General features: G+C 62.7%; 15 protein-coding genes. 7 read left to right on the forward strand and 8 right to left on the reverse strand.

What is annotated here, in order from left to right:
* Nucleotides 1–80: 80 nt before the first annotated feature.
* Complete coding sequence (locus LTH93_RS08570) at nt 81–923, reverse strand: SDR family NAD(P)-dependent oxidoreductase (RefSeq protein WP_241470693.1); 843 nt, start codon at nt 921–923, stop codon at nt 81–83.
* An 802-nt stretch (nt 924–1,725) separates the two neighbouring features.
* Nucleotides 1,726–2,217, reverse strand: coding sequence for a MarR family winged helix-turn-helix transcriptional regulator (locus LTH93_RS08575; RefSeq protein ID WP_241470694.1), 492 nt, complete (start codon nt 2,215–2,217; stop codon nt 1,726–1,728).
* 173 nt (nt 2,218–2,390) lie between these two features.
* On the opposite strand from LTH93_RS08575, the gene LTH93_RS08580 reads away from it, so the two are divergent.
* Nucleotides 2,391–3,209, forward strand: a complete 819-nt coding sequence (locus tag LTH93_RS08580; protein ID WP_241470695.1) for a bacteriorhodopsin-like — start codon at nt 2,391–2,393, stop codon at nt 3,207–3,209.
* Between the two features lie 1,046 nt (nt 3,210–4,255).
* Here the strand turns inward: LTH93_RS08580 and LTH93_RS08585 are convergent.
* On the reverse strand, nt 4,256–4,405 hold the full coding sequence (locus LTH93_RS08585) for a hypothetical protein (protein WP_241470696.1): 150 nt from the start codon (nt 4,403–4,405) through the stop codon (nt 4,256–4,258).
* Between the two features lie 63 nt (nt 4,406–4,468).
* On the opposite strand from LTH93_RS08585, the gene LTH93_RS08590 reads away from it, so the two are divergent.
* The 4 genes from LTH93_RS08590 to LTH93_RS08605 all read left to right on the forward strand — a co-directional run bounded on the left by LTH93_RS08590 (nt 4,469) and on the right by LTH93_RS08605 (nt 7,079).
* Nucleotides 4,469–5,287 (forward strand): hypothetical protein, encoded by an 819-nt coding sequence (locus LTH93_RS08590; protein ID WP_241470697.1) that lies wholly within the window; start codon nt 4,469–4,471, stop codon nt 5,285–5,287.
* A 326-nt stretch (nt 5,288–5,613) separates the two neighbouring features.
* Nucleotides 5,614–6,042 (forward strand): hypothetical protein, encoded by a 429-nt coding sequence (locus LTH93_RS08595; RefSeq protein ID WP_241470698.1) that lies wholly within the window; start codon nt 5,614–5,616, stop codon nt 6,040–6,042.
* On the forward strand, nt 6,039–6,527 hold the full coding sequence (locus tag LTH93_RS08600; RefSeq protein ID WP_241470699.1) for a cytochrome b5 domain-containing protein: 489 nt from the start codon (nt 6,039–6,041) through the stop codon (nt 6,525–6,527). Before LTH93_RS08595 ends, LTH93_RS08600 begins: the two co-directional genes overlap by 4 nt.
* A gap of 396 nt (nt 6,528–6,923) precedes the next feature.
* Nucleotides 6,924–7,079, forward strand: a complete 156-nt coding sequence (locus LTH93_RS08605) for a DUF6131 family protein (RefSeq protein ID WP_241470700.1) — start codon at nt 6,924–6,926, stop codon at nt 7,077–7,079.
* Nucleotides 7,080–7,192: 113 nt separating this feature from the next.
* On the opposite strand, the gene LTH93_RS08610 is transcribed toward LTH93_RS08605, so the two are convergent.
* Genes LTH93_RS08610 through LTH93_RS08620 form a run of 3 tightly spaced genes read right to left on the reverse strand, consistent with a single transcriptional unit; the run spans nt 7,193 to nt 9,029 of the window.
* The gene (locus LTH93_RS08610; protein ID WP_370642730.1) at nt 7,193–7,960 is read right to left on the reverse strand and encodes a GAF and ANTAR domain-containing protein; all 768 of its coding nucleotides are present in this window, start codon (nt 7,958–7,960) and stop codon (nt 7,193–7,195) included.
* A gap of 5 nt (nt 7,961–7,965) precedes the next feature.
* Nucleotides 7,966–8,304, reverse strand: a complete 339-nt coding sequence (locus LTH93_RS08615; RefSeq protein WP_241470702.1) for a hypothetical protein — start codon at nt 8,302–8,304, stop codon at nt 7,966–7,968.
* On the reverse strand, nt 8,301–9,029 hold the full coding sequence (locus LTH93_RS08620; protein WP_241465876.1) for a GAF and ANTAR domain-containing protein: 729 nt from the start codon (nt 9,027–9,029) through the stop codon (nt 8,301–8,303). Before LTH93_RS08620 ends, LTH93_RS08615 begins: the two co-directional genes overlap by 4 nt.
* Before the next feature lie 828 nt (nt 9,030–9,857).
* Here LTH93_RS08620 and LTH93_RS08625 point away from each other — a divergent pair.
* Together LTH93_RS08625 and LTH93_RS08630 are read left to right on the forward strand one after the other, a co-directional pair.
* Complete coding sequence (locus tag LTH93_RS08625; RefSeq protein WP_241470703.1) at nt 9,858–10,298, forward strand: DUF1622 domain-containing protein; 441 nt, start codon at nt 9,858–9,860, stop codon at nt 10,296–10,298.
* Between the two features lie 209 nt (nt 10,299–10,507).
* Nucleotides 10,508–11,974 carry a protein adenylyltransferase SelO gene (locus tag LTH93_RS08630; RefSeq protein ID WP_241465873.1) on the forward strand — a complete coding sequence of 489 codons (1,467 nt, stop codon included), beginning with the start codon at nt 10,508–10,510 and terminating at the stop codon, nt 11,972–11,974.
* A gap of 57 nt (nt 11,975–12,031) precedes the next feature.
* Here the strand turns inward: LTH93_RS08630 and LTH93_RS08635 are convergent, their stop codons facing one another.
* Both LTH93_RS08635 and LTH93_RS08640 read right to left on the reverse strand, forming a co-directional pair.
* The gene (locus tag LTH93_RS08635; protein ID WP_241470704.1) at nt 12,032–13,738 is read right to left on the reverse strand and encodes an ABC1 kinase family protein; all 1,707 of its coding nucleotides are present in this window, start codon (nt 13,736–13,738) and stop codon (nt 12,032–12,034) included.
* Nucleotides 13,739–13,790: 52 nt separating this feature from the next.
* Nucleotides 13,791–14,366 (reverse strand): PadR family transcriptional regulator, encoded by a 576-nt coding sequence (locus LTH93_RS08640; RefSeq protein ID WP_241470705.1) that lies wholly within the window; start codon nt 14,364–14,366, stop codon nt 13,791–13,793.
* Nucleotides 14,367–14,534: the final 168 nt, after the last annotated feature.

A 14,534-nucleotide genomic window follows, 5' to 3' on the forward strand; every position in this document is an offset into this window, starting at 1 on the left:
GGCGTTCTGGTCTCGCAGAGGCCAGCGCGTCCTGAACACCGCCGAACCCAGACAAGACGCCCTGCTACCCGACCAGACGGCTACTGCGCGGCGGTGGAGAGCCCTACGAGCTCAGCGCTCTTGTCCCACAGTCCGGCTGCCAGTTGCACGTCCGCGGCTTGAGGGTTGGTCTTGGCGGTCTTCTGCTTCTCGTAATACTCACCCGCGACCCACTCCCGGCCCGGCGCGCCCGCAGCAAGCCACACCAGGGGTAGCGCGCCCTGCTCGGGGCTGATGAGACCAGTCATTCGTCCCAGGGGGGTCTGATAGATGAACCGCATCACGCTGGTGGTATCTGAAGCGAAGCTTGTCATCACGTTTCCGGGGTGGAAGGCGACCGCGGAGATTCCCTGGTCGGAGAACCTGCGGTCGAGTTCCTTGGCGAAGAGGATATTGGCCAACTTCGCGTCGCCATAGGCCTTGTTCGCGGAGTACCTCCGCTCGTTATTGAGGTCATCGAGGTCGATCCTGCCGAAGAAACGCGCGCCCACACTGGACGTGTTGATGACCGACGCTTTGCTCGCCGTGAGCGTGTCCATCAGGAGGTTGGTGAGCAGGAACGGCGCGAGGTGGTTCACCTGCAGCGTCTTCTCGAACCCATCTTCAGTGCGAGTCTGATCCCCGAAGATGCCGCCGGCGTTGTTGACAAGAACGTCTATCCGGGGATATTGGTGCTTCAAACGCGCAGCAAGTGTCCTGACCTCGGAGAGCCTGGTGAAGTCAGCGAGGAAGAACTCGGTGTCGAGCTCGAGCGCCAGGGTTTCGGTCTTGTGCTTCGAGCGACCCACAAGGGCGACCTTATGGCCGTCTGCGACGAGCTGGCGGGCAGCTGCAGCTCCGATCCCGTCGCTGGCCCCAGTGAGGATGATGGTTTTTTCGAGCATGGTCTCTCTCCTTGATGGACGAATCTCTGATGGCAGTGGCTGCGCGGAGCGCTGAGTCAGACGGCGAGAGCGTGGAGCACCACTGAAGCGAGGACAACCATGAACACGATGATGTCAGCAACGAACGGGCCGGAGCTTCGCTAGCCGGCGCGGACACGCTCCACGACCAGCTGAAACGCGGACCCCGCCTAGGGCGTGGAGCAGTTGACACGTGATCGCGCAGCAGGTCCGATCTAGCCTAAGGAGAATCCTTCACGCTGCCCGCAAGTCGGTCGGTAACCGCGCGTGATCCACCTAATCGACGTCTTGCGCCCCTGTCATCGCTGGGATGCCCGTTTACCCCGCCCGACAAAGATGCCCGCAGGGGTGCCCTATCCGCTACACCTATCTCCATACTTTGGGACCCTCAGGCAATAGAGACACTGCTGCACCCTCACCTGGGGTAGTCGGGACGTAACCGCAAACGAACCTGAGGATTGCCACAAGTTGAAGAGACTGCCCATGCCCGCGAGAAATGTCACTTCCCACGTCAGCGCCTGGCCCATGTGACAAGATCCGCGGGATCCAACACTTGCGCAGGAAGTCGCACAACGTGTCGGTCGTCCCACTCATCTGGCGAAGAATGACCCTTGTCACACGAGTCGCTCTGGCGCACTTCTTGAGACCACCCTCGAATACGTCGATTCTGTCGGCGTTCGGACACTTACGACTCTGGGGCAAGTGCACGAGTCACGACTCTCACGAGGCCTGCCTGTTCGAACTATCCGTAGCTACCAGAATCAGCGGCCGCGACCAGCACGCCTCAGGGGGTGTCGGCCGGGAGGGAGCGCCCGGCACGGAGCGCGGACTGCCGTTCCCCCAATGCGCCGGTGACCCGCCACAGGACATCGTTCGCAGTCTTCACATCCTCCTGCGAGAGCCCGTGGGTCGCTCGAGCCACCATAGCGATGAAGTCGGCGTGGATCGCAGAGATGGTCCGATGTCCTTCGCTGGTCAGCTGCAGTCGCACACTGCGCCGGTCCTCCGGGTGGGTGACGCGTCGCAGCAACCCTGCGGCGACGAGGCGTCTTGAGATGCCGGTGACCGCCCCGCCGGTCAAGGCGAGATGGCCAGCCAGCTCCTTGGGGGTCAGGTCTCCCGATTCGGCGATGCGAAAGAGGCCTCGGAGGTCCGTGGTGGAGAGGGAATGCGCCTCTGCGAGGCGTTGCCGCTCTTCCTCAAGGGCCCTCAGGAGGTGGATGGCCGCGTTGGGGAAGCCTGTCAGTATGTGCCTGTCGTGCTGGTTCTGGGGCATCTTTCCTCCTGTCGAGGCTAGGACATGTGCGCTACCCGCTCGGCCATCGTGTTTCGCCTGATCCTACGACAGCTGGTTGATCGATCGTCGGCATATAGTTTAGTATGTCAAATATCCACTAAAGTATCGCCGCAGCTTGCAAGGTGGAGCGCGGCCTTCCCGATGGAGGACTCGTGATACCCGAAACCCTGACGCAAGGACAGTTCGACACCGTCTACAACTTCCTGTCGCTGGTCATCGCCTCGCAGCTCTTCACCGCCGTGTTCCTGCTCATCTGCCTGCCCCGGATCCTGCCCCGCTACCGGCAGGCCATCACCGTGGCCATCGTGGTCTGCGGCATCGCGGCATACCACTACTTCCGCATCTTCGACTCCTTCAAGGAGGCCTTCGTCTCTGACGCCGTCGGTGGCGACGGCATCTACACCCAGGCGGCAGGCGCCTCGTTCAACGAGGGCTACCGGTACGTGGACTGGCTCTTGACGGTGCCACTGCTGCTGGTCGAGCTGATCGCGGTGCTAGCACTGGCCAGCGCGTTGCAGTCCAAGTTGCTGTGGCGACTGGTCCCTGCAGCAGTACTGATGATCGCCCTCGGATATCCAGGCGAGATCAGCGACGACAACACTGTCCGGGGAGTCTTCTTCGGGCTCTCGATGATCCCGTTCCTCTACATCCTCTACGTGCTGTTCGTCCAGCTGACCGCCTCTCTCGACCTGCAACCGGCGGGCGTACGTCGTTCGCTGAGCAACCTGCGCTGGCTTCTGCTGGGCAGCTGGGCGGTCTACCCTGTCGCCTACCTACTGCCGATGCTCAACGTCTCCGGGGCGGATGCCTGGGTCGGCCAGCAGATCGGCTACTCGGTGGCTGACATCACTGCCAAGGCGGTATATGCGCTGATCATCTACCGGGTGGCCCGGATCAAGTCCTTCGCCGACGACCCCGCGTTCGCGGACCGTGAGCTGTCCCACGGTGTTCCCGCGCGGGAAACCGTCTGACGCCGGCATTATTGGCCTCGCAATAGCCCTCTAGCAAGTCGGGCAGCAATGCACGACCTGCCGGAGGACTGCTGCCTCTCGGGCGTTACCCATAGGGTCAGCTCCTGCGTACCCACTTCTCCTCCTGGCCGAGGGCGCCGAATCACCACGCAAGTCACGCAGGGCAGGAAGAGTTCCTTGTGCCCTACGTCTTCACGCAGGTCGGGACCATAATCAGGGGTACCCCTGGACTCACCCTACGACTTTCGGGGTTGCCAGTCTGGGGCCAGACCCAGAGGGCTCGAGTAGGACAACTCTGAGGATTTCGACACGTTAGTGAGACAGACCGCGTTCCATCGAGATGTCCCATCCCATGGCAGCTCCGGCTGCATGTGACAGGACCGCGAGATCCGTCAGGTAGAGGTTCCCGCTTAGGGCGGACTTGTCCCAATGAATTGGCCACCGCGTGTCAGATTTCTCAGAGACCGGTCATACCGGCGCTCTAGGGGTGTGGGCGGACACGATGCGTCCCTCCGATGCTGCACAGTCGTCGGTGACGACGTCGCGACGACTTGGGAACAGGCACGTGCCGACCTGACCGTCGCGGGTCTCCCGATCCGAACCCCACCCAACCGTTCACGGACTCTTCCGAGATGGAGCCTGGGGCAACGGTTCGTGGCTCCTAGGCTCCATGCATCTCCAGCGGCCTTTCCTCATTAACAAAGAGATTGTGCGAGCTCCATGCTGCGGTTCGCCCTTGGCCTGCCGTATTCGGACCCTCACCCCGGAGCGGACAGTGACAAGCCGAATGACATCGCTGCCGCCCAGAAGGTCCAACCCGAAAGGGAACCTCCATGTCTCCTCTGCCTCAGCAACACCACGAAGCCACCACCCGCACACCCCGCGCCAAAGAAAGGCAGTCTTTCGATATCGATACAGTTTTAAAGAGGCGCTGATTTACACATTTATTACTTGAAAGTTAGGCCAGAGAAAGATCTTCGCAGTATGGGTGATCTGGGTTGCTCTTAGATCGTCGCCTCTGGGGCCCCGGGACGTATGGTCCCGTTTCACACCATCATCTTCAAAAGGATGACGGTCCGAATCTTTGCCAATGCCGAGCAGGCGGGAACCTCCGGGTGAAGCGGATCGGTGAGCTGAGAAACTTTTTTTGGATTTTCACCATCCGATCCTGCCGTCGCTCCGAACTCCGCGTACATGGCCTGGACGCGACCACGATCAGAGGCCGTGCGACAACACCACTGTGACGAGGAGTCCCTCAAATGTTTAAATCCAAACTGTTCGCCGTTCCCACCCTCGCGCTCGGCGCAATGCTTCTGGGCGCAGGCCCAGCCATGGCCCACTCCGAGCACGGCGGAGCAACCGATGGCGCCGCCACCTCGACCTCCAGCGGGTCCTGGTCCTTCCAGGCCAACCTGGACCCGCTGAACAACAGCGGCACCGTCGGTGACGTGCTCATCGAGGGCCAGGGCAACCAGGCCACGGTCTACATGACCGTCGACGGCGCAGCCGAGACCTTCATGGACGGACCCTTCCCCCACGCCCAGCACATCCACTTCGGCGCCCAGGGCACCTGCCCCGGCCCCGAGGCTGACGTCGACGGCGACGGCGCCATCAACGTCGAAGAAGGCGCACCCTTCTACGGCGGCATCGGCACCTCACTGACCACCGAAGGCGACACCTCACCCGACTCCGGTCTTGCGGTGGAGCGGTTCCCCGGGGGCAGCAGCTACACCTACGAGCGCAGCCTGGAGATCCCCGATGACGTGCTGGCCTCCATCGTTGATGGCACCGGCGTCGTCGTGGTCCACGGCGTGGACCCGGCCGTGCTGACCGAGGAAGCCGCGAACAAGCAGAGCGAGCTCGATGAGTCCCTGCCCAACGCTGCGACTCTTCCCGCTGCCTGTGGCACCCTGACCGCCTCACAGATGGATGGAATGCCTGAAGGCGGCGCCGACACCGGCGTCTCCGGCGGCTCACAGGGTGCAGATATCGCCATGGCCGCCGGCGGCGGCGCACTCGCCCTCGGAGCCATCGGTGCCGGTGCCTTCTTCATGCGCCAGCGCACCGTCGAGTCCTGATCCTTCGCGCCTAACCAGCAGGGTGATCGACCTCCCTCGCGGGTCGTGACCCATATTGCTTCAACGGCGCAGATCATGGTGAAGACAGAGTGGTGGCCCTACAGATCCCTCCAGGTTCTGTGGGGCCACCGTCATAACGGGCCATCAAATACCGCCCCCTTTCCGGCACCCGCTGCAGAACACCCCTTCCTCAGACGAAATCAAGCGGTACTCAGCTATTCCACGGATGCCCCGCTCAATTGCTCTCCCCGGCGGGGATCCCCACCCGAGGCTCCGAACTCCCTGCGCGAGTCCCAGACCAGAACAGAATGTGAGCTGTAGATCCCATGTTCTCCTCCCCAGCTCTTCTCCGCGCGGCTCGGGGCCTGGCCCTGGCTAATTTCGTCGCCCTAGGCCTTCTTTTCGCTTCGGCAGGTCTCTACGTCCAAGACTTTCGCGGACTCGATGTCCATGGCGTGGCAGCCGTCGGACTCCACATCACCTCTGGTGCGCTGGCGCTGGCCCTCGTTCTCCGTGCGTGGGGGACCAAGACCGGGCTGATTCCTGCGGTCACCGCGGTGTTGCTGTTCGTTCTGACATTCCTCCAGGCTCTCGTCGGCAGCGCCATGACACTGACTCTCCACTTCAGCGGAGCCTTGGTGCTCGCTGCGATGGCCACGTGGCTCATCGCTTGGGCCTTCTCCCGCGAACGTAGCGGCGACGCCCGACGTTCGCCCGAACTTCGTAATCACTATCCAGAAGGAGCACACTCATGAACACCCTCGCGCGAAAGACCAACTGGAGACGATCTCTCCTGGCGCCCGTCGCAGCCGGAAGCTTGCTGCTCCTCTCCGCATGCGGGCAAGGCGCAGACCAAGATCAAGAAGCCCCCGAGACTGAATCGGCAGAGGAGACCGAGAGCACTCAGGAGACCGACACCGATCAGGCAGAGAACGAGAACACCGACACAGATGAGGACCCAACTGAGGACAGCGAAGCGGAAGAGCAGCCGGAACCTTCTGACGATGTCCTGACCATGGATCAAGTAGAGGAGAATGATTCCCCCGACTCGTGCTGGGCAGTCATGGACGGGACCGTCTACGACCTCACAGACTGGATCGAAGATCATCCAGGAGGAGCCGACCGGATCGAAGGACTGTGCGGCACCGACGCAGCAGAAGCCTTCGAAGCTCAGCACGGCGGCGCCGAGCGCCCCGAAGGACAACTCGCGGAGTTCGAGATCGGCACCCTTGAGGGCTGATCACCAGACGAGGAAACCAGAAGCGCCACCGCCTTGATCCAGAAGATGGACAGTGATCCAGCCACTGCGACGACGACGTTGTGGAAAGTCCGGGCATGACGGTGCTCAGAGAATGCGCAGCTTATAGGGCTCTGCGATGGATACCCACTCAGGTGCCCGCGGGTCGATCGGACTGGTCTTAGTCTCGCGGAACTCGGCATCACAGAAGACTGCCCAGCATTCAAACCGGGTGTCCACGCGGCGGGCCCCGCTTCGGCGCCGTATCGGGGGCTCAACGCTGTTCTCCCGCCCTATGAGGGGAAACTTTCGCCATTTGCCTCTTCCGACGTTTGATCTCCAGCGGTAACCTCAACGAATGAGGGGCCAATTCCGCGCCCCACGGAAAGGAATTACCTCGTGATTATTCTGGGCATCATCCTATTGATCGTGGGAGCCGTCATTGACATCTCCATCCTCTGGACGATCGGCATCATCCTGGTTGTGGCCGGTGCCATCCTCTGGATCTTGGGCTCTCTCGGCCGCGCTGTCGGAGGACGGCGTCACTACTGGTGACCAATGGGCGGGATCGCCCTCGTCGTGTCACCACAGGACCCGGAACGGGTGCTTGCACCTGACCAGTCTCCGGTCCCCGACTGCTCGGACCCGCCCAAGTCTGGCTTCTAGACTCATTTGGTCCCGCTGCTGAGTTCGCCGCTGTTGACCAGGTCTTCGGCAAGAACTTGCAGCTTCTTGTTGGTGTGCTGACTGGCCTTGGCCAGCAGGAGGAAAGCCTGATGGCCGGTGATCCTATAGCGCTCCATCAGGATTCCCTTGGCCTGTCCGATCACGTCCCGGCTCTGCACCGCCTCGTGGAGCTGGCTGACCTGCTGGGCGTCGGCGAGGGCAACCGCGGCATGTGAGGCGACGATCAGCCCGACATGCTCAGAGTCATCGTCGAACGCGTCGACCTGACTGGAGTAGAGGTTCAGCGCACCCAGGTTGTCTCCGACCACATAGAGCTGGAAGGCCAACATGCTGCCCACTCCGGCTTCGGTCGCCTTTTCAGCGAAGACGGGCCACCGCGCCTCGGTCGCCATCTCCCGCACGCGGATGGTTTGTTCCGAATAGATCGCCTCGAGGCAAGGACCTTCGGTCAATTCCACCTGCAGATCGTCCAACCTTCTGAGCAGCTCGCTGGAGGGAGCCACGGTTTCGACTTCCTCTCGCCCGGTGACGACGCTCAGGGAGGCCTCTTCGGCACCGGGAATCAGCTCGATGGCGGCGGCCACCACGAGCTCCAGGATCGCCTCCGGGCTCTCCTGGTTGAGAGAACGGACCAGATCACCGAGCTGTGAGGCCAGCTGATGCTCACCAGCGGCACTCCCCTGGTCGTGCCCGGATGGTTGTCCCTGTTTTGCCTCGTTCGGAGTCGGGATTCCTTCTCCGTCATGCATGGTTCCTACCTCTGGATTTCTGCGTTTGGCGCCCAGTCGTGATCTGCTTCATCGCTGTACGACGCTCGGGGAGGCGAGGGGAGCATATCGATCATCTCGTTGGCGGCCTGGGCCAGAATGTCCTGCTGGAACTCGGGCAACGAGTACAAGCTGTGGATGTAAGCATTGAGCTCGTACTCACCGGCAGTGCCGCCCATACTGAAATAATGCAGCCACAGCCTCTTCAGCGGAAGGGCGGAATGGCGCACCGCTCTGCCCAGGTTTTGTCGCTGCGACTCATCCCTCCCAGCCGAGGACGGATCACCGTCAGGCCGTGACGGCTTTGGTGAATTGGAATCCTTCACGACCGATTGCCGCCTTGCCGCCAACCGGCGGCGATGATGCGTTGCGCAGTCTCCCCCATCGTCACGCATTCGGCTCGGGCCACCTGGATCAGATGACGGGTGGCGGCGTTTCTGTCGAACCCATGCTGGTCCATCACGACGCCTTTGGCGATGTTGATCATGTCGCGCTGGCCCATGGCATTGCTGATGGATTCGCTGAGCTTCACCGGGAGGTCTTTCGCCTGCACATGCGCAAGCAGCGCGGCAGCCGGCCCGGCGAACATCGTCAACAGCCGTGCACTCTCCAGTGTGAAAGCATGTTCCGCGGCGGAATAGACCTTCATCGCACCCACAATGGTCTCCTGGTGCTGCAGCGGCGTGCTCAGCACCGACCGGACCGGCAGCCCGACGACGGCGGCAGACCAGTTCGGCCAGCGGCGATCGGACTCGACGTCATTGACGTTGACGATCATGCGCGACGCCCAAGCACTCAGGCAGGGGCCCTCGCCGGTCGCGTACTGGAGATCATCGGCCTCGCGCACCACCCGGTCAGTGCTTCCGGCACTCACCCTGCTGCCGGCGCTGCTGATCAATGACACGCCGGCTCCGATGGCCCTCGGAACAGTTCTCTTGGCTGCCTGGGCGAGGAGTTCAACCGCGTGTTCAACGGTTTCCTCGCTGAGCAGCATGCCATCGACGCGGGCGAACACTAGAAACAGTTCATCACGCGGTAGTTCAGTCGGCATCAAGATCTCCTTCTGGCGGCACCGATGGAGCCCACAACTGGCAGCACCGATAAGAAGTGACGCAATCCTCAGGTCAGCAGGATCCCCACAAGTCAGCGTGGGGTCTTGCTCGCGGGTAGGTCATGGGAACGGGAACTTCTGGTTCTTTCAGACGGGATGGAGATTCTTCTCTCTGCTCGGGGCCGCACCCGTCAGCGAACTCCAGCGAAGGAACGGGCGCCGTTCGTAGGTGTTCTCCGACCGCGGTTCCGAGCGCGAGCCGGAGTCCCACTGCGGGTCCCGAGTTCTCATGGCGGCAGACTCATCGGCCACGCACGGCCGCGGAAAACGCGGTGTCGCCAGAGATATCTCTGGAAGACCTTTGGGAACACGGTGGCCAGCGAAGTACATCTCCAACGCCGCCAGCCCCACGATGATCGGTCCAGACGCCCCGGAGGTGCTGATGACTACTCGGGAAATGTGCTCCATGGGGCACCCTTGTCTGAAGTAACAAGAGCCCGGCTGCTTGAGCTATGGCCGAAGCGTATCCAATGGATCCATCGCCGCCTAGGGCCCAAAGTCCCCCCCTGCTCCATCTGTCCGCTGAGCTGGCATCACGCGTGCGCTGGTTGCACCCGACCACCGAACTGCTTCCCGGTCCCCTGCCCATCGATCATGATGGTTGCCTGACCCAGGACCGCATCCACCTTCCTCCCTCAGGCGACGCGCGACGTTGTTTCCGCGCAGCTGGCGTTTCTCAGATCCAGATCTCAGTCGGGAGCAGCCGCGCGTTCGTATGCGCCGAAGATACTGTGGGTCACAAGCGGCATTCTGGGCTACGGAGGAACTATGGATTTCGACACGATCATTGATTCCATCGGCAAAGCCGTAGATGCCGCTGGAGTGGTTGTGATGGTGGTCGGAATCAGCATCGCCTCTGGACTCGCTGGCTGGAGATACCTTCGCCGGAAGAGCCTCGTCTTCGAGGAGTACCGCCGCTGGGTCGGACGATCTATTCTCCTGGGACTGGAGATCCTCATCGCTGCGGACATCATCCGGACAGTAGCTATCGGGTTCTCCGTGGACGCAATACTCGCGCTCGGTCTCATAGTCCTTATTCGTACGTTCCTGAGTTTCACCCTCCAGCTCGAAATGACCGGACGCTGGCCGTGGCAGACTTCTCACGGGGGCGTGCGAGGAGATGTATGGGGCAACCCCGTCGCTCGGTGTACGTGTGGCGGCGAAAGAAACAACCCTGGCGCCCGCCCTCAAGATCCCCGCGAGAGTTAGCGGAAGGGCAGGGCCCAGCCGCAGGGTCCTGCACCACCTCGTGGTCTAGTCTGGGCCCATGCCCGGGACACTGCACAACTCTCAGACATGCACGTGATGAGTTTCAGAGCGCACGACTTCGATGATGCGCACGACATCGCTCTGCGACAGCGGTGCCGGCCCTGGAAGACCAGTTCTCTCATGTGGAAGAACGCGAGGAGTCGCCCCCGATGAGCGCCCCAGCACAACCCGATATCTCACTGGATCGCCGCTTCGCGGAGGAGTTTCCGGAGCTGTCGATCCCGTGGTCGGCCGAGGTGGCCACCGCCCCGCGGCTGATTGTGCTCAACAGACCCCTGGCTGATCACCTGGGGCTCGATCCCGCAGACTTAGAGAGCCCCGATGGCGTCCGTCTGCTGATCGGCAACCGAGTGCCCCGCGGCGCTGCGCCAGTAGCTCAGGGGTACTCTGGCCACCAGTTCGGGTCATACTCGCCGCGCCTGGGTGACGGCCGCGCGCTGCTGTTGGGCGAGCTCACCGACGTCGGAGGCCAGCTGTGCGATATACATCTCAAAGGATCAGGCCGGACTCCCTTCGCCCGCGGCGGTGCCGATGGTCGAGCTGCGCTGGGCCCGATGCTGCGCGAATACGTCATCAGCGAGGCCATGCACGCCCTCGGCATTCCTACCTCACGTTCTCTGGCGGTCCTCGCCACCGGTGACGTCGTGCGGCGCGAGAAGCCGCTGCCGGGAGCGGTGCTCACCCGCGTGGCCAGCAGCCACCTGCGCGTAGGCAGTTTCCAATACGCCAGTGCCATCGGTGGCAGCGAGTTGGTCCGCCGTCTGGCCGATCATGCCATTGCCCGGCATGCCCCTGTCGCCGCGGACGCTGAGAATCCTCATCTCGCACTGTTCACAGCGGCGGTCTCTGCTCAAGCCCAGCTGGTGGCTCAATGGATGCTGGTCGGCTTTGTCCACGGCGTGATGAACACCGACAATATGGCCATCTCTGGGGAAACCATCGACTACGGCCCCTGCGCATTCGTCGACGCCTACGATCCCGCTGCGGTCTTCAGCTCCATCGATCAGAGCGGCCGCTACGCGTACCGAAATCAGCCCGCGATCGCCGAATGGAACCTCGCCCGATTTGCTGAGACCCTGCTCCCCCTGTTCAACGACGACGACGAGCAGGCCATCGCCCTGGCGCAGGAGGCCCTGGGCGCATTCCGCCGCGAGTACAGCGCTGCCTGGTTTCTTGGCATGAAGACCAAGCTCGGGTTGTCTCAAGACCTGGACGACGAGGTATGCACCCCGGTGGTCGACGACGTGATGACTCTGCTGCAGGAGCAATCGCTCGACTACACCTCGTTCTTCCGAGCACTCAACCACGCTGCCCGCGGCGACGTGAGGCCTGTTCGACAGAAGGCTCGGGATCTGGGGGCACTCGACGCTTGGCTAGATGGTTGGCGCGGCCTCAACCCGAACGCAGAGCAGATGGACAGGGTCAACCCTGTCTACATTCCGCGAAACCACCTGGTAGAGGAAGCCCTTGAAGCGGCAACCGACGGTGACTTGGCACCGTTCCACCAACTCCTGGAGGCCGTGACCGATCCTTACCACGAGCGTGAAAGGTTCGTTCGATACGCCTCTGAAGCGCCCGCGAGCTTTGGCCCCTACCGCACCTTCTGTGGGACCTGAATTCCCTTCCCGCCACGAACGAACCCTCGAGGCCCGGCATGCATGTGAACCTCTCGTTCAGTTCCCGCCTCTGCGCGACGGGAAGACCGCGTGCAGTAGCGGGATGAGGGATGCCGCGATGAGGGCGGAGCCGACGAGGCTGTCGTCGCTTCGCAGCAATGTCCCTGTGACCAGCAGCCCGGTGAACAGAACTGCTGAGATGATCCGCCGACCTACGCGTTCCAGAGCTGTGATCCGCCGATCAAGATCCGGGGTGCGCACCGCGATGCGCCCGGCCTCGATGCCGTCGACTGCTTCCGAGAGCCGTCCCGGCAGCCGGAGCGCCGTAGCCACCGTCGCCACTGCCTGTTGGGCGGCGTCCTGGACCGCAGGTCTGCGTTGATCGCGGATCAGCTGCTCGGCATAGGGCTCGATGGCGTCCCAGAGGTTGAATCTGGAATCCAGTGTGCTGCAGACTCCCGAGATGAGAGACACCGTCCGCAGCATCAGCAGAAAATTCTCTGGCAGTTGGAATGGCAGGGAGCGAACCAGGTCACCGAACTCTTTGGCGAAGTCCCGAAATTCGCGCGGGTCGACCTCCTTCAGCTCTGCGAACCCCATGCCGCCGAATCGGGCGAAGAGCTGTGTCATCGCTCGTTCAAGCTCGGCAGTGTCGGCCGAGGGAAGCAGCACACCCACCTCTTGAATGGCGTCGACCAGCCCTTTGCCGTCACGCGAGGCTGCGGCGATGAACACCCGGCGCAGCCCGTCCCGCAGAGTCTCCGGAATCTCGCCCATCATGCCGAAGTCGATGAAGGTCAAGTGCCAGTGAGGTGACTGTCCCCCCTCTGCGAGGGGATTCCCCTCCGAGGGGGTCGGCGTGACGAAGATGTTCCCGGGATGCGGGTCGGCATGGAAGAACCCGTGGACGAAGATCTGGTCGAACATCACGTTCGCGAATTGTGTGGCGACCTCTGCTGGGTCGATTCCCGCGGCCTTGAGCCTCTCCACATCATTGATCTTGATCGCGGTCACGTCCTGCAGGGCGAGGACCCGTCGCGTGGTGCGTTCCCACATGACGTCAGGAACGGAGACGCGCGGATCCTCGGCGAAGTTCGCGGCGAACCGTTCAGCGTTGGCAGCCTCGTGGAGGTAGTCGATCTCCTCCATGCTGGTCGCGGCGAACTCCTCGACCAGTGCAGGCGCATCCACCCGGTTGCTCACCAGCCGGATCCGCGACAGCCATCGGCTCACCCGTCGCAGTGCGGCCAGATCGACGTCGACGATCTCACCGATGCCGGGACGTTGGATCTTCACGACCGCGGCTTCGAAACCGGCCAACTCGGCGTCCTGCGCCGAAGGTGCGGCGCGATGCGCCTGGCCCAACGAGGCAGCGGCAAGCGGGGTCGGGTCGACGTAGGCGAACGCCTGCTCCAGCGGGACGCCGAGTTCCTTCTCGGCGGCGTTCTGAATGGCAGAGAAGGCGACCGGACTCACCTCGTCCTGCAGCCCCTCCAGCTCTTTGGTGATCTCGGGAGGCAGCACGTCTAGTCGCGAGGAGAGGAACTGGCCGACCTTGATCATCAGCCCGCCGAGGTCCACAGCCAAGACATGGAACCGCTGCGCGAGACGCCGCATTCGTCGAGATCGCCCGACTGCTGCGAGTCGGGCAAGACCGATTCGCGGCAGGAACAGCTCGAACCACCACACCTGGATCAGATGAAGTGCGGCAAACCGGAGAATCCGACGGTACCGGGCGCGCAGCGTCCTGGTCGTTGGGTTCACTCGATTCCCTGGAAGCCGCGGCCCCAGGCGTCACGTGCTGCAGTCACGCCGTTCAGTCCTGAGCAAGGATGGCGTAGAGCTTCCGGCGCACCTGGTCCAGCTCCTGCTCCGCCTGGTGGATCTGTTCGGGGGTTCCGGAACGGCCGACCTGTGCGGCTGCCTGAGCAAGCTCCATGCCGGCCTTGGACAGGGCGCGAACTGCGTGGCCGCGGTGCCCAGGGCCCTGCCACTGCGCAGGCCACTGATCAGCGGCCTCTGCGGCCTCACGGCCTTCTTCGGTCAGTGAGTAGGTCTTGCGTCCACCCTCTGTCTCGGCGTGGATCAGCCCTTCATCCGCCAAGAGCTGCAGGGTGGGATAGACCGAGCCTGGGCTGGGCTTCCAGGCCCCGCCGCTGCGCTGTTCGATCTCGTGGATGATCTGGTAGCCGTGCATGGAGCGCTCGGCCAGCAGAGCAAGGACCGCCGCTCGGACATCGCCGCGGTTCGCTCGGGGAGCCGATTTGTCCTTGAATGCACCACGCAGCTGGTCCATCGCGTCCCAAAGGTCAGCGGGTGGCCCTCCCACCGGTGGCCGACGGTCCCCGAAGATGCCCCGGCCATGTGAGTCGCCTGAAAATGATCCAGTCATAACAGCCTCCTAAGCGCCGCACCCATTGTGGGCCCGATCAGACTTAACGATATATCGGCGAGAAACCTGGCGTGAGGATGTGACGAAACGGGTTCAACGTCGTTTCATCAGCACAGAGCAGAGTCACCGTACTGACCTGCTGGCATGAAACCCTCCGCTTCGTCGGTG

The organism is Nesterenkonia sp. DZ6, assembly GCF_022565835.1.
Taxonomy (GTDB): domain Bacteria; phylum Actinomycetota; class Actinomycetes; order Actinomycetales; family Micrococcaceae; genus Nesterenkonia.

Bases quoted from the DNA above. Each gene is read 5' to 3' on its own strand.
- LTH93_RS08630 (WP_241465873.1), top strand. From the start codon at position 10,508: ATGAGCGCCCCAGCACAACCCGATATCTCACTGGATCGCCGCTTCGCG.
- LTH93_RS08625 (WP_241470703.1), top strand. From the start codon at position 9,858: ATGGATTTCGACACGATCATTGATTCCATCGGCAAAGCCGTAGATGCC.
- LTH93_RS08600 (WP_241470699.1), top strand. From the start codon at position 6,039: ATGAACACCCTCGCGCGAAAGACCAACTGGAGACGATCTCTCCTGGCG.
- LTH93_RS08590 (WP_241470697.1), top strand. From the start codon at position 4,469: ATGTTTAAATCCAAACTGTTCGCCGTTCCCACCCTCGCGCTCGGCGCA.
- LTH93_RS08570 (WP_241470693.1), bottom strand. From the start codon at position 923: ATGCTCGAAAAAACCATCATCCTCACTGGGGCCAGCGACGGGATCGGA.
- LTH93_RS08640 (WP_241470705.1), bottom strand. From the start codon at position 14,366: ATGACTGGATCATTTTCAGGCGACTCACATGGCCGGGGCATCTTCGGG.
- LTH93_RS08575 (WP_241470694.1), bottom strand. From the start codon at position 2,217: ATGCCCCAGAACCAGCACGACAGGCACATACTGACAGGCTTCCCCAAC.
- LTH93_RS08595 (WP_241470698.1), top strand. From the start codon at position 5,614: ATGTTCTCCTCCCCAGCTCTTCTCCGCGCGGCTCGGGGCCTGGCCCTG.
- LTH93_RS08585 (WP_241470696.1), bottom strand. From the start codon at position 4,405: ATGTACGCGGAGTTCGGAGCGACGGCAGGATCGGATGGTGAAAATCCA.
- LTH93_RS08620 (WP_241465876.1), bottom strand. From the start codon at position 9,029: ATGCCGACTGAACTACCGCGTGATGAACTGTTTCTAGTGTTCGCCCGC.
- LTH93_RS08610 (WP_370642730.1), bottom strand. From the start codon at position 7,960: ATGCATGACGGAGAAGGAATCCCGACTCCGAACGAGGCAAAACAGGGA.